The sequence below is a fragment of the Streptomyces sp. NPDC091281 genome (genome assembly GCF_044757425.1).
Classification (GTDB): domain Bacteria; phylum Actinomycetota; class Actinomycetes; order Streptomycetales; family Streptomycetaceae; genus Streptomyces.
In genome coordinates this window covers 78,635-98,412 of the sequence record NZ_JBIVUY010000004.1, presented here as the reverse complement: position 1 = coordinate 98,412, position 19,778 = coordinate 78,635, and the positions used below count along the sequence as shown (strand labels likewise).

15 protein-coding genes and 1 tRNA gene are annotated in these 19,778 nt (G+C 71.7%); 9 read left to right on the top strand and 7 right to left on the bottom strand.

The genetic code is table 11. From position 1 onward, the window contains the following. Positions 1–116 precede the first annotated feature (116 nt). From ACIQPQ_RS12000 to ACIQPQ_RS11990, 3 genes are all read left to right on the top strand, one after another. Positions 117–1,466 carry a hypothetical protein gene (locus ACIQPQ_RS12000; RefSeq protein WP_401302816.1) on the top strand — a complete coding sequence of 450 codons (1,350 nt, stop codon included), beginning with the start codon at positions 117–119 and terminating at the stop codon, positions 1,464–1,466. A gap of 520 nt (positions 1,467–1,986) precedes the next feature. Continuing rightward, on the top strand, positions 1,987–3,378 hold the full coding sequence (locus ACIQPQ_RS11995) for an NAD(P)/FAD-dependent oxidoreductase (RefSeq protein WP_401302814.1): 1,392 nt from the start codon (positions 1,987–1,989) through the stop codon (positions 3,376–3,378). 264 nt (positions 3,379–3,642) lie between these two features. Beyond that, a complete protein-coding gene (locus tag ACIQPQ_RS11990) occupies positions 3,643–4,932 on the top strand; it encodes a class I SAM-dependent methyltransferase (protein WP_401302812.1) in 1,290 nt (429 codons plus the stop codon). Positions 4,933–5,014: 82 nt separating this feature from the next. Here ACIQPQ_RS11990 and ACIQPQ_RS11985 read toward each other — a convergent pair whose 3' ends face one another. After that, on the bottom strand, positions 5,015–7,549 hold the full coding sequence (locus tag ACIQPQ_RS11985; protein WP_401302810.1) for an ABC transporter permease: 2,535 nt from the start codon (positions 7,547–7,549) through the stop codon (positions 5,015–5,017). 249 nt (positions 7,550–7,798) lie between these two features. Then, positions 7,799–8,569, bottom strand: coding sequence for an ABC transporter ATP-binding protein (locus ACIQPQ_RS11980; RefSeq protein WP_401302808.1), 771 nt, complete (start codon positions 8,567–8,569; stop codon positions 7,799–7,801). A 465-nt stretch (positions 8,570–9,034) separates the two neighbouring features. Here ACIQPQ_RS11980 and ACIQPQ_RS11975 point away from each other — a divergent pair. The 4 genes from ACIQPQ_RS11975 (at position 9,035) to ACIQPQ_RS11960 (ending at position 12,781) form a co-directional block, all read left to right on the top strand. Beyond that, a tRNA-Leu gene (locus ACIQPQ_RS11975) sits at positions 9,035–9,116 on the top strand. A 218-nt stretch (positions 9,117–9,334) separates the two neighbouring features. Beyond that, positions 9,335–10,582 carry a helix-turn-helix domain-containing protein gene (locus tag ACIQPQ_RS11970; protein ID WP_401302806.1) on the top strand — a complete coding sequence of 416 codons (1,248 nt, stop codon included), beginning with the start codon at positions 9,335–9,337 and terminating at the stop codon, positions 10,580–10,582. Between the two features lie 74 nt (positions 10,583–10,656). Beyond that, a complete protein-coding gene (locus ACIQPQ_RS11965) occupies positions 10,657–11,664 on the top strand; it encodes an NAD(P)H-dependent glycerol-3-phosphate dehydrogenase (protein ID WP_401302804.1) in 1,008 nt (335 codons plus the stop codon). Positions 11,665–11,866: 202 nt separating this feature from the next. After that, positions 11,867–12,781: a Bax inhibitor-1/YccA family protein gene (locus ACIQPQ_RS11960; RefSeq protein WP_401302802.1), complete on the top strand. Its 915-nt coding sequence runs from the start codon at positions 11,867–11,869 to the stop codon at positions 12,779–12,781. A 132-nt stretch (positions 12,782–12,913) separates the two neighbouring features. Here ACIQPQ_RS11960 and ACIQPQ_RS11955 read toward each other — a convergent pair whose 3' ends face one another. After that, the gene (locus ACIQPQ_RS11955; RefSeq protein ID WP_383774425.1) at positions 12,914–13,141 is read right to left on the bottom strand and encodes a DUF4287 domain-containing protein; all 228 of its coding nucleotides are present in this window, start codon (positions 13,139–13,141) and stop codon (positions 12,914–12,916) included. A gap of 102 nt (positions 13,142–13,243) precedes the next feature. On the opposite strand from ACIQPQ_RS11955, the gene ACIQPQ_RS11950 reads away from it, so the two are divergent. After that, positions 13,244–13,555 carry a hypothetical protein gene (locus tag ACIQPQ_RS11950; RefSeq protein WP_383774423.1) on the top strand — a complete coding sequence of 104 codons (312 nt, stop codon included), beginning with the start codon at positions 13,244–13,246 and terminating at the stop codon, positions 13,553–13,555. Positions 13,556–13,601: 46 nt separating this feature from the next. On the opposite strand, the gene ACIQPQ_RS11945 is transcribed toward ACIQPQ_RS11950, so the two are convergent. From ACIQPQ_RS11945 to ACIQPQ_RS11935, 3 genes are all read right to left on the bottom strand, one after another. Next, positions 13,602–14,417, bottom strand: a complete 816-nt coding sequence (locus ACIQPQ_RS11945; protein ID WP_401302799.1) for a hypothetical protein — start codon at positions 14,415–14,417, stop codon at positions 13,602–13,604. A gap of 403 nt (positions 14,418–14,820) precedes the next feature. Next, the gene (locus tag ACIQPQ_RS11940) at positions 14,821–16,041 is read right to left on the bottom strand and encodes an acetyl-CoA C-acetyltransferase (RefSeq protein ID WP_401302797.1); all 1,221 of its coding nucleotides are present in this window, start codon (positions 16,039–16,041) and stop codon (positions 14,821–14,823) included. A gap of 253 nt (positions 16,042–16,294) precedes the next feature. Beyond that, complete coding sequence (locus ACIQPQ_RS11935) at positions 16,295–17,323, bottom strand: SGNH/GDSL hydrolase family protein (protein WP_401302795.1); 1,029 nt, start codon at positions 17,321–17,323, stop codon at positions 16,295–16,297. 150 nt (positions 17,324–17,473) lie between these two features. On the opposite strand from ACIQPQ_RS11935, the gene ACIQPQ_RS11930 reads away from it, so the two are divergent. Next, positions 17,474–18,862 carry a cystathionine beta-synthase gene (locus tag ACIQPQ_RS11930; RefSeq protein WP_401302793.1) on the top strand — a complete coding sequence of 463 codons (1,389 nt, stop codon included), beginning with the start codon at positions 17,474–17,476 and terminating at the stop codon, positions 18,860–18,862. 474 nt (positions 18,863–19,336) lie between these two features. On the opposite strand, the gene ACIQPQ_RS11925 is transcribed toward ACIQPQ_RS11930, so the two are convergent. After that, positions 19,337–19,774 (bottom strand): hypothetical protein, encoded by a 438-nt coding sequence (locus tag ACIQPQ_RS11925; RefSeq protein ID WP_401303554.1) that lies wholly within the window; start codon positions 19,772–19,774, stop codon positions 19,337–19,339. Positions 19,775–19,778 lie beyond the last annotated feature (4 nt).

Genomic DNA, 19,778 nt, shown 5'->3' with positions numbered 1-19,778 from the left:
TTTCGGGCTGGGATCGTTCGGGGTTCGGTGAACAGGTAACCGTGCGATCACCCTCCGCAGTACCGTGGGAGGACCGTGGGACCGTGAACGCCATGAATGCCGTCGGGAGATGAGGCATGGTCGCGAAGAAGCGCACCCCCAACCCCGCCTTGGCGGGGCTGCTCGACCAGGCGGGACTGACGCGGACGCAGCTCGCGCAGCGCGTCAACCGCCTGGGCGAACAGGCGGGATTGGACCTCCACTACGGCCAATCCACCGTCTCGCACTGGATCTCCGGCACGCGTCCGAGACCCGAGGCCAGGGCGCTGATCGTCGAGGTGATCTCGGCACGGCTCGGCCGCCCGGTCACGCACGCCGAAGCGGGGCTCACCCCCGCGCCGTCGGTCCTCGGTGGTGAATCGACCGACACTGTCGAGGACTTGATGGATCTCGGAAGGGCGGACATGGATCCCTCCAGGCGCGGCGTGCTCGCCGCAGGCGTGTTCTCGGCGGCTCTGGCCGTACCCGGCTTCAGCAAGGCGGCGCACGCCGCGGAGCAGCCCGCCGCCCCCGGCAGGCGCGCGACCCGGGTCGGCCCCTCGCAGGTCCAGGCTGTGCGGACCATGACCGAGCGGATCGCCGGCATCCTCGACGAACTCGGCGCGGGGCACGCACGCCCCATGGCCGCCGCGTTCCTCGTGAACACCGTGGGTCCGTGGCTGCACGCGCAGGCGAGCGACCGCGTACGCCACGACATGCTCGCCGCCGCCTCCGACCTGACGTACCTGACGGGGTGGATGGCCATGTACGAGAAGGCTCACGGCCTCGGCCAGACCTACTACGTCAAGGCGCTGAAGCTCGCGACCGAGGCGCAGGACCACGTGACCTACTGCCGGACGCTGCGCGGCATGAGCCTCCAGGCGTCCAACCTGGGACACGGCCGCAGGTCGCTCGAGCTGGCCGACTCCGCCGCCGAGGCGGCACCGTCCGCCGGGCCGCGTCTGGTGGCCTTCCTCCGGGGGCAGCAGGCGCACGCGGCGAGCATGGTCGGTGACCGCCGCCTGGCGCACAGCCGCCTCCGGGAGGCCGAGGAGGCGCTGGACCGGGCGGACAGCCGACGCGACGCGATCGGCGGGTACGACCGGACGGCGTGGCTGTTCCACGTCTCCCACGTCCTCCACGAGGAACGCGACCTGCCCGGCAGCATCAAGGCGCTCCAGCAGTCCATCAGGGTGCAGCCGAAGGTGGAGCGGCAGGGACGCGCCCACGCGCACGCACTGCTGGCTCAGCGGCAGTACGCCCACGGCCACCTCGACGCCTCCTGCGCGTCCTGGGGGCGGTTCCTGGACGACTACGAGCACATCTCGTCGGCTCGCGGCGACGACCACTTCGAGACGTTGCGCGGCCAGCTCCGCAGGCACGTCACCGTCCGGCCGGTACGGGAGATGGCGGGCCGGGTGCGTGAGGTCGCGGCCCTGAAGAAGTGAGGGTGCGGGAGAAGTGAGGGGGCGGAAAAGGGAGGGGGCGGGCCGTGCGGGAAGCCCCGTCGGCCCGCCGTTCCGCAGCTCTCCTCCAGCCTTCCCCCGCCTCTCCGCTGAGCAGGTCGGACGCCGTTTGAGCGTGCTTCAGGGGCCCGGAATCGTTCCTTCGGGAGCCCGCTGCGGAAAAGTTCGTGAAGTTCTTCACAAGGAAAACGGCACGGTCGGACGACGAAGTGGGGCCGGTTGACCCTTCCGGTGGCCGAGGGGGCGGGTGAACATGTTCAAAAGCGGAGGGCGCGGACGTTTCGGAGGTGTTGCCGCGGGGGGTCCGGGCCGGGTCGTCCCGTAGCCCGTTCGGCCCGGAGGGGCAGCTCACGCGGCATTGACAACGGCGTGAAGGGGGTCCCGGTTCCCGAAGTGGACCATGATGTGGATCACGCGAGTCGCGGAGGATAGCACATACCCCGCACAACCTTGTGAAGGGGCGCACGAGCACCCCCCTCGGGGCGGGTGGATACTCGATGGCATGAGCACCACGGAGCGTCCCAGGATCCTCGTAGTAGGCGGTGGGTACGTAGGCCTGTACGCAGCTCGGCGCATCCAGAAGAAGATGCGCTACGGAGAGGCGACCGTCACGGTCGTCGACCCCCGGTCGTACATGACCTACCAGCCCTTCCTCCCCGAAACCGCCGCCGGCAACATCTCCCCGCGCCACGTCGTCGTCCCGCTGCGACGCGTGCTGCCCAAGGCGGAGGTCCTCACCGGCCGGGTCACCACCATCGACCAGGACCGCAAGGTCGCCACGATCGCGCCGCTCGTCGGCGAGGCGTACGAGCTGCCGTTCGACTACCTGGTCGTCGCGCTCGGCGCGGTCTCCCGCACCTTCCCGATCCCCGGCCTCGCCGAACAGGGCATCGGCATGAAGGGCGTCGAGGAGGCCATCGGCCTGCGCAACCACGTCCTCGAGCAGCTCGACAAGGCCGACTCCACCACCGACGAGGAGATCCGCCGCAAGGCGCTCACCTTCGTGTTCATCGGCGGCGGCTTCGCCGGTGCCGAGACCATCGGTGAGGTCGAGGACCTGGCCCGCGACGCGGCGAAGTACTACAAGACGGTCTCCCGCGAGGACATGCGCTTCATCCTCGTCGACGCCGCCGACAAGATCCTCCCCGAGGTCGGCCCCAAGCTCGGCCAGTACGGCAAGGAGCACCTGGAGAGCCGCGGCGTGGAGATCTACCTCTCCACCTCGATGGACTCCTGCGTCGACGGCCACGTCGTGCTGAAGAACGGCCTGGAGGTCGACTCCAGCACCATCGTGTGGACCGCGGGCGTCAAGCCCAACCCGGTCCTCTCCCGCTACGGCCTGCCCCTCGGCCCCCGCGGTCACGTCGACACCGCCGCCACCCTCCAGGTGCAGGGCACCGACTACATCTGGGCCGCGGGCGACAACGCCCAGGTCCCGGACGTCGCCGCCCGCAAGGCCGGCGTCGAGAACGCCTGGTGCCCGCCGAACGCCCAGCACGCGCTGCGCCAGGCGAAGGTCCTCGGCGACAACGTCATCTCCGGCATGCGGGGCTTCCCGCAGAAGGAGTACGCGCACGCCAACAAGGGCGCCGTGGCGGGCCTCGGCCTCCACAAGGGCGTCGCCATGATCGTCATGGGCAAGATGAAGATCAAGGTCAAGGGCCGTCTCGCCTGGTACATGCACCGTGGCTACCACGGCATGGCGATGCCGACCTGGAACCGCAAGATCCGCGTCTTCGCCGACTGGACGCTCGGCATGTTCCTCAAGCGTGAGGTCGTGGCGCTCGGCGCGCTGGAGTCCCCGCGCGAGGAGTTCTACGAGGCCGCCAAGCCCGCCCCGGCCCCGGCCGCGGCGGCCGTGAAGCCCGAGGCCGAGAAGGCCAAGGCCTCCTGACGCCGGTCGCAGCCGTCCGCTGAGACACTCCCGAAGGGGCCGCCCGCCATCCGTGGTGCGGGCGGCCCCTTCGGCGTGCCCGGCCCCGGCCCGGCACCGGCACCGGCGCGAGGCAGGGCGGGCCGGATGCCCAGGGGGTCCACCGGGCGGGGCGGTCCGGATGGTTTGCCCATCGTTGACGTGCGTGGGGGACTGATCCGGACCCCCGCGGGTGTTTACGTGGTGGCAGAACATACCGGGATCTCCGTCACGGAGGTGTGCACCATGGCAGACGCCGCGTCGCGGCTCCATGCCCTCGTCGAACAGTTGCTGGGCGCCCCCTTCCCGCTGCGCCTCACGGCCTGGGACGGCTCGCAGGCGGGCCCGCCCGGCGCCCCGGCCCTGGTGGTCCGGCACCGCAGGGCCCTGCGTCACCTGATCTTCAAACCCGGCGAACTCGGCCTGGCCCGCGCCTGGGTGGCCGGTGACCTCGACGTCGAGGGCGACCTCTACACCGCCCTCGGCCTCGTCTCCGGCCTCCTCTGGGAGCGCGGCGAGGACGCCCGCGGCCTCGGCGAGGCGCTGCGCGACCCGCGGTTCCGCTCCGCCGTACGCGGCCTGCTGCGGATGGCCGGACCGCCGCTGCCGCCCGCGCCGCCGCGCGAGGAGGTCCGCCGCCCCGGCCACCGCCACACCCGCCGCTCCGACCGCACCGCCATCAGCCACCACTACGACGTCGGCAACGACTTCTACTCCCTCGTCCTCGGCCCGTCGATGGTGTACTCCTGCGCCTACTGGCAGGACCCGGACGGCACCCTGGAGGACGCCCAGCGCGACAAGCTCGAACTCGTCTGCCGCAAGCTCGGCCTGAGACCCGGTCAGCGCCTCCTCGACGTCGGCTGCGGCTGGGGCTCGATGGCCGTCCACGCGGCCCGCGAGCACGGCGTGAGCGTCGTCGGCGTGACCCTCTCCCAGGAGCAGGCCACGTACGCCCGCAAGCGGGTCGCCGAGGAGGGCCTCACCGACCGGATCGAGATCCGCGTCCAGGACTACCGCGACGTCACCGACGGCCCGTACGACGCGATCTCCTCCATCGGCATGGCCGAACACGTCGGCGCCGAGAAGTACCTGGAGTACGCGGGCGACCTGTACGCCCTCCTCAAGCCCGGCGGGCGGCTCCTCAACCACCAGATCTCCCGCCGCCCCCACGCCGACGAATCCGCCTACCACGTCGACGCGTTCATCGACGCCTACGTCTTCCCCGACGGCGAACTCGCCCCCCTCGGCACCACCGTCACCCAACTGGAGCGCGCCGGGTTCGAGGTGCGCGACGTGGAGTCGATCCGCGAGCACTACGCGCTCACCCTGCGCCACTGGGTCGCCCGCCTGGAGGCCGACCCGCGGCGCGCCGCCACCCTCACCTCGCCCGGCCGGGCCCGCGTCTGGCGGCTCTACATGGCCGCCTCCGCGCTCTCCTTCGAACGCAACGGCATCGGCGTCAACCAGGTCCTCGCCGTCCGCACCCCGCCCGACGGCACCTCGGGGCTGCCGCTGCGCACCCGCACCTGGAACTGACCCGCGCCGGACGGCAACGCCCGTGGGGCCCCTCGCCTCCGTCCCGGCGAGGGGCCCCACGCGTGTCCCAACAGACCCCGTACTACTCCGACTTGATCGCCGAGAGCATGTTCAGCCGGGCCGCGCGCCGGGCCGGCCACAGCGACGCCAGCACGCCCACGCCACCGGCCAGCACGAGGAACAGCACCATCCGGCCCCACGGCAGGACGAGTTCGTACGTCTGCATCCGGGAGCCGATCAGCTCACCGGCCGCCCAGCCGAAGAACACGCCGAGCCCGATGCCGAGGACCCCGCCGAACAGCGAGATCACCAGCGACTCCAGGCGCACCATGCGCTTCACCGCGCGCCGGTCGAGGCCGATCGCCCGCAGCATGCCGATCTCCTGGGACCGCTCGAACACCGACATCGCGAGGGTGTTGATGACGCCGAGCACCGCGACGATCACCGCCATGGCGAGCAGGCCGTAGAGCATGTTCAGCATCAGCGTGAACATCTGCGCGATCTGGTCGGAGAGGTCCTGCTTGCTCTGCACCTGGATGGCCGGGTTGGAGCCGAGGGCCTTCTCCAGCCGGTCCTTGGTGGCGTCCGAGGCGCCGCCGGACGTCTTCACCATGATCTGCCGGTCGGCCGGGTCGTCCTGGTGCGGGCCGAGGACCTTGTTGTCCAGGAAGATGCCCCGGATCATCTCGTTGCCCTCGTAGACCCCGGCGACGGTCATCTTCTTCTTGGCGCCGTCCTCGAAGGCGAGGCTGAAGGCCGAACCGGCCTTCCAGTGGTACCGGTCGGCGGTCTCCTGGTCGACGACGATCCGGTCGCCGCCCACCCGGAACGAACCGTCCTTGAGCGTCAGGTCGGTCAGCTTGCCGATCGTCGCGCCGTTGACGCCGGTCAGGTACTCGCTGTTCCTGCCGTCGATCTGGCCGGGCGAGTTGCGCAGCGGGCTGATCGCGGTCACCCCGTCGGTCGCCGCGAGCTTCTTCGCGACGTCCGGGGAGAGGGAGGCGGAGCCGCTCGCCATCGACACCACGTAGTCGGCCTCGATCGCCGCCGACGCCATCTTGTCGATCGACTTCTGGAGGCTGCCCGCCATCACCGTCATACCGGTGATCAGCGTCAGACCGATCATCAGCGCCGACGCGGTGGCCGCCGTACGGCGCGGGTTGCGCACCGAGTTCTGGCGGGCCAGCTTGCCCGACACCCCGAAGATCCGCAGCAGCGGGGAGGCGGCCGCGATCAGCGGACGCGACAGCAGCGGGGTCAGCACGAAGACGCCGATGATGAGCAGGACCGCGCCGAAGCCCATCGGGGCCTGACCGTCGGAGCCCTTCATCGTGGTGGCCGCGAGGATCACCGCGACACCCGCCGCCGAGAACAGGGCGCCGATCGTGTTGCGCAGCACCAGCGACTTGGTGGTCGCCTTGGCGTGCACGCTGCTCATCGCGGCGACCGGCGGGATCTTCGCGGCGCGGCGGCCCGGCAGCCAGGCCGCCAGCATCGTGACGACCACACCGACGCCGAGGGCGGCGGCGACCGTGCCGGGGGTGACGACCAGCGGGCCGTCGGGGACGACCGCGCCGATCGTGCCCATCAGGGAGCGCAGCCCGGCGCCGATGCCGACACCGGCCAGCAGACCGGTGACCCCGGCGACCGAGCCGACCACGAACGCCTCGATCAGCACCGACCGGGTGACCTGGCGGCGGGAGGCGCCGACCGCGCGCATCAGGGCCAGCTCCTTGGTGCGCTGGGCGACCAGCATGGTGAAGGTGTTGGCGATGATGAAGGTGCCGACGAAGAGCGCGATCCCGGCGAAGACCAGCAGGCCCTGCTTGAGCCCGCTCATCGAGGAGGCGATCGTCTCGGCCTGGTCGTCGGCGAGGACGGCACCGGTCTGCGTCTCGACCTTGTCCTCGGGCAGCGCCTTGTCGAGGGCGGCCTTCAGCGCGGTCTGCGAGGTGCCCGCGGCGGCCTTCACGTCGATCTGGTCGTACGTGCCGGTCTTGCCGAACAGCTTCTGCGCGGTCGCCGTGTCGAACAGGGCGAGGCTGCCGCCCGCGGCGACGTTGCCGTCGTCGGTGGTGAAGATGCCGCTGACCTTCGGCGCCAGCACGGGGCCGTCGACGGAGACGCGTACGGTGTCGCCGACCTGGTATCCGGCGCGGCGGGCGGTCTCGGCGTCCAGGGCGATCTGCCCGGTGCCGCGCGGGGCGGCGCCCTCCTTCAGCGGGTACCGGGGGTCCTTGTCGCCCCAGTAGTTGCCGCCCTGGGACTGGAAGCCGTCGCCGACGAGCTTGCCGTCCTTGTCGGCGACGGCGGTGAAGCCGCTGACCACACCGATCGCGGACGCGGCGCCCGGCACCTTCGCGCTGGTGTCGAGCATGGACTCGTCCAGCTCGGCGAGCTTGCCGACCCGGTCGCCCTCACTGTGCTGGTACTCGGGCGTGACGGCGACGTCGACCTGGTCGAAGCCCTTGGCGGAGCTGTTCTGGTAGGCGTCGGAGATGGTGTTGGTGAAGACTAGCGTCCCCGACACGAAGGCCACGCCGAGCATCACGGCGAGCACGGTCATCAGGAGCCGGGCCTTGTGCGCGAGGACGTTGCGCAGGGCGGTACGGAACATGGCGTCTCTTCTTCTCGTCCGGTCGGGCGGGCGGAGCTGCCGGGCATGCCGGTGCCGCCGGGCCCGCCGGGGGCGTCTTGGTCCGTGCGCGCCGGGACCTGTCCCGTCCGGAACCTGTCTCGTCCGGGGCCGGGCGCGGCGGGGGCTCTACGCCCCTCACGGGATCAGCTGGTGCGGCGCACGGGGTCAGCTGATGTGGCTCACGGGGTCAGCTGGTGGCTCACGGGGCAGCTGATGTGGCTCACGGGGTCAGCTGGTGCGGCCCTTGGCGTCGAACCGCTTCATGCGGTCCAGCACCGAGTCGGCCGTCGGGCCGTGCAGTTCGTCCACGATCCGGCCGTCCGCGAGGAACACCACCCGGTCCGCGTACGCCGCCGCCACCGGGTCGTGGGTCACCATGACGACCGTCTGGCCCAGCTCGCGCACCGAGTTGCGCAGGAAGCCGAGCACCTCCGCGCCGGAGCGGGAGTCGAGGTTGCCGGTCGGCTCGTCGCCGAAGATGATGTCGGGCCGGGAGGCCAGGGCGCGGGCCACGGCGACGCGCTGCTGCTGGCCGCCGGAGAGCTGGGACGGGCGGTGGCCGAGGCGGTCCGCGAGCCCGATCATCCGGATCACGGTGTCCAGCCACTGCTTGTCGGGCTTACGGCCCGCGATGTCCATCGGCAGCGTGATGTTCTCCAGCGCCGTCAGGGTCGGCAGCAGGTTGAACGCCTGGAAGATGAACCCGATCTTGTCCCGGCGCAACTTGGTGAGCTGCTTGTCCTTGAGCGAGCCCAGCTCGGTGTCGCCGATGCGCACCGACCCGGAGGAGAAGGTGTCCAGTCCGGCGACGCAGTGCATCAGCGTGGACTTGCCGGAGCCGGACGGGCCCATGATCGCGGTGAACTCGGCCGTCCGGAAATCGACGGAGACCCGGTCCAGGGCGATCACCTGGGTCTCCCCCTGTCCGTAGATCTTCGACAGGTCCGTGGCGCGCGCGGCCACGGCGGTCGTCCGGTCGGCGAGGGGCGTGGTGGTCACGGAGGGGCTCCTGTCGGGACGGGGGGAGGGGCACCGGGGCCGAGGGCGGCCACCGGGATCGGTCGTGCTTCCGTGCTGCTTCCGTTCCATCGTCCCGGCCGATCCGGCCCGTGGAGTCAGCCGCTGTTCCGGTTCCGGGGGGCGACTTCGGGGGGACGGGGGGCGCCCGTGTCATACCAGGGGATGAGCCGCGTCCCTGACTCAGGAGGAGACCCGGCGCGGGCGGGCGGCACGGAGCCGGACGTCAAGAACCGGTGGAGCACCCTCGTTCGGACGGTGAAATTCCGTCATTCCGTCTACCCGGCCGACCCCCTCGGGCGAGCCTTTTGGCAAGTGCGGACGGCCTGGTCCGTGGTCTGATGCTCCCTCAGACCTCAATAAAATAAGACAACATCGGGTCCCTGACCCGGTGTTGGCCGGACGCTCCCCGATAGGCTCGATCCTCGACGCGGAGCCCCATGGCCTGCCCGGATGGTGGAATGCAGACACGGCGAGCTTAAACCTCGCTGCCCTCGCGGGCGTACCGGTTCAAGTCCGGTTCCGGGCACCTTTCCTTGTACGGCGCCAGGATCGTCGCCGGTCCCTTTCGGGTGTTATCTGCACCCCCGCCCGGCGTAGGGGGACCGGGGTCGCCCAGCCGCTTCCCACGGGCCCACCCCGCGCTGAGGGCGACGCCGTGGACGTATCGGCTCCCGAGATCTCACGCCGCCCGCGACGCCGTGCGGAGTAGCGTTCCGCGTATCCAGGTCAGAACGGAGACCCCGTTTGTCCTCCCTCAGTGAGCACATCGGTACTCGCGTCCGCATCGCGCGAAACACGGCTGGACTGACGCAGGTCGAGCTGTCCGACTTCGTCGGGAAGTCGGCGGACTGGGTCGCCGGGGTCGAGAACGGGCGGCTCGCGCTGGACCGGTTCTCCGTCATCGCCGCCATTGCGGAACGGTGCGACGTCGACGTGGTGTGGCTCCTCGGCCAGCCCTACCGGCTCCAGCGCGGCGGTGGCTCCCTCGCCCACGCGTACATCCCGGCCCTGCGGACCGGACTGCGCCGCTCCCACCTCATCCTGTCGGGGCACCCCGGGCTGGACCCGTCCGGTGCGCCGGTCGATCTCGCGGCACTCCGGCGCCGCTCCGCCAAGGCGAACTCCGCGCGCCAGGCGGCGAATCTGCCGCAGGTCGCCACGCTCCTGCCACCCCTCGTGGAAGACCTCAACACCGCGCTGCTGGTCACCGAAGGAGACGAACGTGAACAGACGCTGCGTCTCCTCGCGGACGCCGCCCGTACCGCCCGCATGTGCCTCAACCAACTCGGCTACCCCGACCTGGCATGGTCCTCGGCGGAGGTCGCGGCGGGCGCGGCCACCCGGCTCGGGGACCCCGTGGTGATGGCGGCGGTCGCCTGGGACAGGTGCGGAGCCCTCCTCCACCAGGCCACCCTCCGGGAGGCCGTCACGGTCGCCGACGCGGCACTGGGGGAACTGGAGCCCCTGGCTGCGCGCGACGGCGCCGACGCCGAGGTGATCTCCCTGCGCGGGGCGCTCCATCTGAGGGCGGCCATCGGGTACGCGCGGGGCGGCCGCGCCGACGACGCCTGGGCGCGTATCGACGCCGCTCTCGAGGACGCCGACCGGCTCGGGCCCGGCTGGTACGACGTGGAGCGGCAGACGGTGTTCGGCCGGGGCACCGTAGCCGTCCACGCGGCGGAGGCCGGCGTCGAGGTGGAGCAGCCCGACACCGGCCTGCGGCGGGTGCCGGACGCGGACGTCACCGAGGTGCCCAGCAAGGAGCGGCGGACGCACTTCGCGATCGACAAGGCGAGGGCGCTGCACCGCATGGGCCGCAGCCCCTCCGCCGTCGTCAAGCTGCGCGAGGCGGCGAGTCAGGCTCCGTACTACGTCTACTCCGACCCGATGGCCCGCGCCCTCGTCTCCGACCTGGCACGGGTGGGCGTGCCGTCGCAGGCCTCCGCCCTCTCCGGCCTCATCCGCAACATGGAGCTGGTGAGCCACAGCTAGGGGGACCTTAAGACGCCCGTCACATCGAAGCGCCCGCCGAACGATTCACCGCCACTCCCGAGGAGAACCGCCGCATGGCCCGTCGCGCAGCCGTCTACGGAGCCGGGTCCTGGGGGACCGCGTTCTCGCTGATTCTCGCCGATGCGGGGTGCGAGGTGGCGCTGTGGGGCCGACGTCCCGAACTGGTCGACGCGATCAACGCCACCGGTGTCAACGACGCCTACCTCCCCGGCGCGCGGCTTCCCGGTGCCGTGCGGGCGACCACCGACCCCGGTGCGGCCGCGCTCGGGGCGGACCTCGTCGTCCTCGCCGTCTCCGCCCAGCACGCGCGCCCCCTGCTGGAGGACTGGCGGGAGCTGTGGACGCCGGAGACGGTGTTCGTGTCGTTGATGAAGGGGGTCGAGCTGGGCACCGGCAAGCTGATGAGCGAGGTGATCGCCGAGACCACCGGGGCGGGGCCCGGCCGGATCGCGGTGCTGTCCGGGCCGAACCTCGCCCGTGAGGTCGTGGAACGCAGGCCCGCCGCCTCCGTCGTGGCCTGCGCCGACGAGGGCACGGCCGCACTGGTGCAGGCGGCATGTCACACCCCGCACTTCCGTCCGTACACGAACAACGACGTCGTCGGCTGTGAACTCGGCGGTGCCGTGAAGAACGTCATCGCCCTCGCCGTCGGCGTCACCGACGGCATGGGGCTCGGCGACAACGCCAAGGCCGCGCTCGTCACCCGCGGGCTGGCCGAGGCGACGCGGCTCGGCGTCGCGATGGGCGCCGACCCGCTGACCTTCGCCGGGCTCGCGGGGATGGGCGACCTGGTCGCCACCTGCTCCTCGGCCCTCTCGCGCAACCACACCTTCGGCCGCCATCTCGGCGCGGGCCTCACGGTGGCCGAGGCACGCGGGCGGACCACGCAGACCGCCGAGGGCGTCGCGTCCTGCCGGGCGGTGGACGCGCTCGGTGCCCGCCACGCGGTGGAGCTGCCGGTGACGCGGGCCGTGGTCGACATCGTGCACGGCGGCCGGGACCCCGAGGAGGTCGTCGGGGCGCTCATGGCCCGCGCCCCCCGGCCGGAGGGCCTCGCCTGAAGCGCCGCCCCGGGTCTCCGGAGCATCGCGGGCGTGTACCGGAACGGTCATGAATCGGGGCCGGAGGGGGCGGGAATCGGCAGGACACGTAGCGTGTTGCCGAGCACAGGGGGGAAAGATCCTCCCCAGGCACTAGGGTCTTTCCTTTGCCTACCTATTACTCTTGAGCCAAGGCCGCGCTGTGTGGCCATGGAGGAGTGAAATGAGGAGCAGAAACCCGGTCTTCTCGCGACGGGGGTTCAGCCGCGACAACGGCTACGCGGGCTTCAACGCCGCGCCGCAGGCCGGGGGTCCCGCTGTCGGTACGCAGCAGGGCAACCCGTACGGGCAGGGCGGCACCTACGCCCCGCCGGCCGGCAACCCCTACGCGCAGAACCCTTACGCCCAGCAGGACGTCCAGCACGGCGCACCGCAGGCCCCGGTCACCACCGGCGGCGCGATGACCATGGACGACGTCGTCGCGCGCACCGCGACGACGCTCGGTCTCGTGGTCGTCACCGCGGTCCTGTCCTGGCTGCTGCTGCCCGTCGACGAGGCCAACCTCGGAAAGTCGTACGCCATCGGCGTCGGCGCCGGTCTGGTCGCGATGGTGCTGGCGCTCGTCCAGTCCTTCAAGCGCAAGCCGGTCCCCGCGCTGATCCTGGGGTACGCCGCCCTGGAGGGCGTCTTCCTCGGCGTGATCTCGTCGGCGGTGTCCACGTACATCGCGGACGGTGTCGTCGCCCAGGCCGTGCTCGGCACGATGGCGGTCTTCGCCGGTGTGCTCGTCGCGTACAAGGCGGGCTGGATCCGCGTCAACCGCCGCTTCTACGGCTTCGTCATGGCCGCCGCGCTCGGCTTCGTGCTGCTGATGGCCGTGAACCTGCTGTTCGCCGTCTTCGGCGGCGGGGACGGCCTCGGCTTCCGCAGCGGCGGCCTCGGCATCGTCTTCGGCATCATCGGCATCATCCTCGGTGCCTGCTTCCTCGCCCTGGACTTCAAGCAGGTCGAGGACGGCATCGCCTACGGTGCCCCGCGTGAGGAGGCCTGGCTCGCCGCCTTCGGCCTCACGCTGACCCTGGTGTGGATCTACATGGAGTTCCTGCGACTCCTGTCCATCCTCAACAGCAGCGACTGACGCCCGACGCGCCCGCCCGTCGGCGGCACGTCACACGAAGGGCCCCGGGTTCGTCCCGGGGCCCTTCGTCGTGTGGCGGAGGACAGACAGGAGACAGAAGGGAAAGAGAGGGGCGGGTGGGAGGCGCGGGCGCTAGCGCAGTTTGCGGGCGGCCCTTCTCAGGTCGTACTCGTGGATGATCGCCTTGGCGTGGCCGTAGGCGAGGTCGTGCTCGGCGCGGAGCCAGCTGACCTTCTCCTCGAAGCGGAGAGCGGGGCCCTCCTCGACGGTCCGCAGCCAGTCGGAGATCTCACGGCCGGTGCAGTGCGGGATGCGGGCGAGCATGTTGCGATGGGTCTCTTCGGAGAAGACTTGGGACATCGGCGCCTCCGGGACGCATGGGTGTGAGCCGGTCCTTCAGGTCACCGTGCCCGACCGTTCGCCCGTTGGCAACAGTCCCGGTACGGCGCGTACGCTCACCGCGTGCTTGATACGTCGCCTCTGTCCCGTGCGGTGGACCACTTCGCCGACCGCCTCCGGGCGGCCCCCCAGAGCCGCCTCCAGCGCGGCGCCGCCGCCGAGGCCCTGGAGCTGGCCAGGGAGTTGGCCCGCTGGACCCAGCAGGTGGAGGAGCCCGGCACCGAACCGCGGGAGATGCCCGACGCGGGCATGTTCGCCGCCGCCGACCAGATCACCGTCGCCGCCCACGACCTCGCCGTCGTGCTGACGAGCGAGGCCGAGGTGGAGGACGCGGTACGGAAGGTGGCGGAGGCGCAGAAGCGCGCGGGCGTGTGAAAGACCTACGCCCGCGCGCTCCGTCGGCTCTGTCGGCCCCGTACGGTCAGAGGCTGGCTATGACCCGGTCGGCCAGGATGTAGACGTTCTCCTCGCCGCAGGCGAAGGTCAGCGTGTACGCGCCCGAGATGCCCGACCCGCCGAGCAGGTACGGGGTCTCGCCCGCCGTGAGCGCCAGCGCGAGACGGTCGGCGGTCTCGCGGTGGCCCGGCGTCATGCACAGCGTGGTGCCGTCGGCGAAGACGTAGACGTCCAGCGTGCCGAGCGGACCCGGGCGGACATCGGTCAGCTCGACGCGCGAGGCCGCCAGGTCCTCCAGCGTCGTCACCGTGCGCTCGTGGTCGTTCACGATCGGCGACTGCACCGGCACGAAGTCCGGGTGGGAGGGGTGACGGCGGCGGGCGGCGGCCAGTTCGGGGGAGTCCGCCGCGAACTCGTCCAGCTCCGCGGGCGGCTCGGTCACCGGCTCCAGCGGCTCCAGACCCACCAGGTCGGCCTGCCGGGGCAGGAACAGCTCGCTGTCCGGCAGTCCCAGCAGCGAGGGCGCGTCGGCGGCGTCACGGGCCTCCTGCGCGGCCCAGAAGGCACGCGCCTCGGCCAGCTCCCGCTCCCGCTCCTCCGCGAGCGCCTCGGCCACCGCCGCGCGTATCTCGTCCGTGTCGGACGTGCGGGCGGCGGGTACGAGTCCGTGTGCCGCGGCGGCCTCAGCGGCCGCCCTCCCGGCGTGCTCGGAGCTCTCGGCGAGCTGCGTGTGCAGCGCGGCGACCTGACGGCGCAGCTGCAACAGGGTGCGCAGGACGGCGACGCCCACGGCGCCGGTGGCGGCCGTGGTGACCAGCAGGGCGATCGGCATGGCGCTCACTGACGTACTCCCGGTTCAAAGTCGACCCCCGACTTCCTACATCAGCTTGAAGGGCGGACTATCCAGCTGTCAGTGCGTAACGTCACGAAACGGGCGGGACTTTGGGCCCGGTCTATCGTGCTGAAACGGCTCTGAGCTGCTTAAATCCCTCCCCCGAGGGAGATAGGTCACATCCTGGGGGAGATTGGATCACAAAACGGCCCGGAATCCAGGGGCTTCCCGGACTCCGGGCCATCCGCTCACCGTTGGTGCTTCCACGGCTACGGAGAGGTCCGCGCGGACACCCCTCGGCGGGGCGTCGCGGGTCGTCGACCGCTCGGCCAACTGCTCGGCCGGGGAGAGCGGTTCGGGCGGGGGGCCGCCCGTACCGGGGGTGTTCCGCGTCGGCCGGGGGCGCTCGACGTCAGCTGAGGCGCTCGATCACCATCGCCATGCCCTGGCCGCCGCCCACGCACATCGTCTCCAGACCGAACTGCTTGTCGTGGAACTGGAGGGAGTTGATCAGCGTGCCGGTGATGCGGGCGCCCGTCATGCCGAAGGGGTGGCCCACGGCGATCGCGCCGCCGTTGACGTTCAGCCGGTCCAGGTCGATGCCCAGCTCGCGGTAGGAGGGGATCACCTGCGCGGCGAACGCCTCGTTGATCTCGACCAGGTCGATGTCGTCGATCGTCAGGCCCGCGCGGCCCAGCGCCTGCCTGCTCGCCTCCACCGGGCCGAGGCCCATGATCTCGGGGGAGAGGCCGGAGACGCCGGTCGACACGATCCGGGCCAGCGGGGTCAGGCCCAGTTCGCGCGCCTTCGTGTCGCTCATGATCACCACGGCCGCGGCGCCGTCGTTCAGCGGGCAGCAGTTGCCCGCCGTCACCATGCCGTCGGGGCGGAACGCGGGCTTCAGACCCGCCACGCCCTCCAGGGTGACACCCGCGCGCGGGCCGTCGTCCTTGCTCACGACCGTGCCGTCGGGCGTGGTCACCGGGGTGATCTCGCGCTCCCAGAAGCCGTTCTTGATCGCTTCCTCGGCCAGGTTCTGCGAGCGGACGCCGAACTCGTCCATGTCCTGGCGGGTGACGCCCTTCAGGCGGGCCAGGTTCTCCGCGGTCTGGCCCATCGCGATGTACGCGTCCGGGACCGCGCCGTCCTCACGCGGGTCGTGCCAGGAGGTGCCCTCCTGCTCGGCCACCGCCACCGTACGGGCCTCCGCGTCCGCGAAGAGCGGGTTGTGCGTGTCCGGGAGGCTGTCGGAGTTGCCCTTCACGAACCGCGACACCATCTCCACGCCCGCCGAGATGAAGACGTCGCCCTCGCCTGCCTTGATGGCGTGCAGGGCCATGCGGCTGGTCTGGAGGGAGGAGGAACAGTAGCGGGTGATCGTGCAGCCCGGCAGGTGGTCCATGCCCATCTGCACCGCGACGATCCGGCCAAGGTTGTTGCCCTGCTCACCGCCGGGGAGGCCGCAGCCGAGCATCAGGTCGTCGATGTCCCGCGGGTCCAGCTCCGGGACCTTCGCGAGGGCGGCCTGGATGATCGTGGCGGTGAGGTCGTCGGGGCGCAGGTCCTTGAGGGAGCCCTTGAAGGCGCGGCCGATGGGGGAGCGGGCGGTCGAGACGATGACGGCTTCGGGCATCACGGCTCCTGCGTCTGTTCTGGGCGGGGTTCGTTGGCAAGTTACCCGTCCGTATGGGGTGGGTCACGGGGGGTGGGGTGTGATGCTGGGCTCACTTTCTAAGCGCTTGCTTGGGGGGCGGGGTGGGGGTGCGGGGTGGGGGTGGCGCCCTGGGTTCGCCCCCGCCGCCCCTTCCCGTCCCGTCCCTGGGGGCTGTGCCCCCAGACCCCCCTTTCGGCCCTGGACGGGCCTCGTCCTCAAACGCCGGACGGGCTTATTGCCTTGTCGGGGTCGGTTCCGGTTCTGGGACCCTCCTGCGCCTGCGGCGTTTGAGGAGGGCCCAGGGGCCTCGGGGGCCGGTCGGGAGGGCGGCGGTGACCTCGGTGCCTGCCTCGCTCGCCGCCTCGGCGGCGGCTCGGGCGACCGGGAGGAAGCCCTCGCGGCGGGAGGCGTCGGGGCGCTCCTCGTCGGCGGGCCACAGGCCCAGGGCGGCGCAGACCGTGGGCAGGACGGCCATCGCGGCCGTCGCGTAGCCCTCCGCGGAGGGGTGGTAGTGGTCGGGGCCGAACAGCTCGCCGGGGTTCGCCGCGAACTCGGGGCCCAGCAGGTCGCCCAGCGACACCGTACGGCCGCCCTGCTCCACCGCGCCGATGGTCTGCGCGGCGGCCAGCTGGCGGGAGGCGCGGCGGGCCAGCCAGCGCAGGGGCTGGCCGACCGGCTCGATCGTGCCCAGGTCGGGGCAGGTCCCGACGACGACCTCCGCCCCGGCCGTCCGCAGCCGCCGTACCGCCGCCGCCAGGTGCCGCACCGAGCGGGTCGGGGGCATGCGGTGGGTCACGTCGTTCGCGCCGACCATGATCACGCACACGTCGGGGACCCGCCCGAAGTCGCCGACCACCAGCGCCACCTGCCGGTCGAGGTCGTCGGACTGCGCGCCCGGCAGCGCCACGTTGCGCAGCTCCACCGGCCGCTCCGCCACCGCCGCGAGCCCCGACGCCAGCAGCGCCCCCGGTGTCTGCCCGGCCCGGTGCACGCCCTGCCCCGCCGCCGTGGAGTCGCCGAGCAGCGTCAGGTACAGCGGCTCGACGCCGGGGCCGGGGGAGTCGTACGCCCGGCCGTAGCGGCCGTCGGCCTGGGGGACGTGCGGATCGCCGGCGCCGTGGCCGACGGCGCGTCTGGCCAGCCGTACCTCCGCCAGCACCAGTCCCACGGCCGCCGCCCCGGCCAGACCGATCCCGCCGCCGCCGTAGGCCGCGCCGGCCGCGATGCGCCTGGCCACCCTCGCCCTGGACATGCTCGTCATGCCTCGCCGCCACCTCCTCGTGTCGTACACCCACTCCTTGCCCCGTGGCGGCGGTCGGTCAATCTCGCGCGGGAGTGAACGTGATGACCGGGCCGTAGGCTGGCACGACCAACCACGACCACTGTTTTGTGCAAGCAACCGGAGACAACGGTGCATTTCCACGACTCGATGATCAGCCTCGTCGGCAACACCCCGCTGGTGAAGCTCAACAGCGTGACCAAGGGCATCCGGGCGACCGTCCTGGCCAAGGTCGAGTACTTCAACCCCGGCGGCTCGGTCAAGGACCGCATCGCCCTGCGCATGATCGAGGCCGCCGAGCAGAGCGGCGCCCTCCGGCCGGGGGGCACCATCGTGGAGCCGACCAGCGGAAACACGGGGGTCGGGCTGGCGATCGTGGCCCAGCAGAAGGGCTACAAGTGCATCTTCGTCTGCCCCGACAAGGTCAGCACCGACAAGATCAACGTGCTGCGCGCGTACGGCGCGGAGGTCGTCGTCTGCCCGACGGCCGTGGACCCGGAGCACCCGGACTCGTACTACAACGTCTCCGACCGGCTGGTCCGTGAGACGCCCGGCGCGTGGAAGCCGGACCAGTACTCCAACCCGAACAACCCCCTCTCCCACTACCACTCCACCGGCCCCGAGCTGTGGGAGCAGACCGAGGGACGCATCACCCACTTCGTCGCGGGCGTGGGCACCGGCGGCACCATCTCCGGCACCGGCCGCTACCTGAAGGACGCCAGCGAGGGCCGCGTCCAGGTCGTCGGCGCCGACCCCGAGGGCTCCGTCTACTCCGGCGGCTCCGGGCGGCCGTACCTCGTCGAGGGCGTCGGCGAGGACTTCTGGCCGACCGCCTACGACCGGACCGTCGCCGACGAGATCGTGCCGGTCTCCGACAAGGACTCCTTCCAGATGACCCGCCGCCTCGCCAAGGAGGAGGGCCTTCTCGTCGGCGGCTCCTGCGGCATGGCCGTCGTCGCCGCGCTGGAGGTCGCCGCGCGGCTCGGCGAGGACGACGTCGTGGTCGTGCTGCTGCCGGACAGCGGCCGCGGCTACCTCAGCAAGATCTTCAACGACGAGTGGATGGCCGACTACGGCTTCCTGGAGGACGAGGGCCCCAGCGCCCGCGTCGCCGACGTCCTCAACGACAAGCAGCACGGCGCGATGCCGTCCCTCGTGCACATGCACCCCGAGGAGACCGTCGGCCAGGCCATCGAGGTGCTGCGCGAGTACGGCGTCTCGCAGATGCCCGTCGTCAAGCCCGGCGCCGGTCACCCCGACGTGATGGCCGCCGAGGTCGTCGGCTCGGTCGTCGAACGGGAGCTGCTGGACGCCCTGTTCAGCCAGCGCGCCTCGCTGGAGGACCCGCTGGAGAAGCACATGTGCGCGCCGCTGCCGCAGGTCGGCTCCGGTGAGCCGGTCGGCGACCTGATGACCGTGCTCGGTGCCGCCGACGCCGCGATCGTCCTCGTCGAGGGCAAGCCCACCGGCGTCATCAGCCGCCAGGACCTGCTGGCCTTCCTCGCCAAGGGCGGCAAGTAGCGAATCCGGTGTCCGGGGGCGCGACGGCGGGGAAACCTGCGGTGAACCGCCCCCGCGACCGGTGGACTTCACGGGCGGCGGACTTCGCGGAAGTGGTACGAGGGCGTCACGTCCGCGCAGCACACGCTTAACACGCGTCCGGCACATTGGTGGATGTCGGCAGGGCGGGAGCGGCTCCCCGCCCCACCGGCACCAAAACGGCGTCACGGACCACCGGAGCGGCTCCCGGACCATCCACCGACGCCAAGGACGTGAGGCCCGGCCCTGACCCGGCCCGCGTCCCTCGCGGGGACCGCCGTCGTCCCGCCCCCCGGCAACGGGGGTGCGGCGGTCCCCGCGCACAGCCTTTTCCCGGTGCACAGCCTTTTCCCCGCGCACGGCCTCACCCGGCTCAGGGCCATGTCCCGGCGCGGAGCCTCTTTCCCGCCGGTCGCGGGTCCCCCGGCGGCTCAGGCGTCACCGGGCCCCCGCGGGTCAGTCCGACCAGCGGTCGTCGTCCGACCCGCCCCCGCGCCGCCTCCGCCCGCCGAAGAGATCCGGGTTGGTCCGCGCGGCCTGCACCGCGTTCACGCCGACGATGCCGAGCCAGGACACGATCAGCCCCGGCAGATGGGCCACGCCCGCGCCGATCGCGGACAGCGGCACCGCCAGCACCAGCGACACGATCCCGAACCCGAACCGCTCGCCCCACGAGTCGCCCGCCCCCGCCGACCGCCCGCCGTCGCGGGCCGCGACCATCCGCTGCTCGGCGAACTGCCGCCGCACCCGCCGCTCGACCGACCCGTCGATCCGCTGGTCGACCTTCTCCAGGAACGAGTCCACCAACGCGGACTCGTACTCCTCACCCAGCTCCCTGCGGGCCTGCAAGGTGGCGTGGAGTTCCTTCTTCAACTCGGCGTCCCGCGCGTCCATGGTG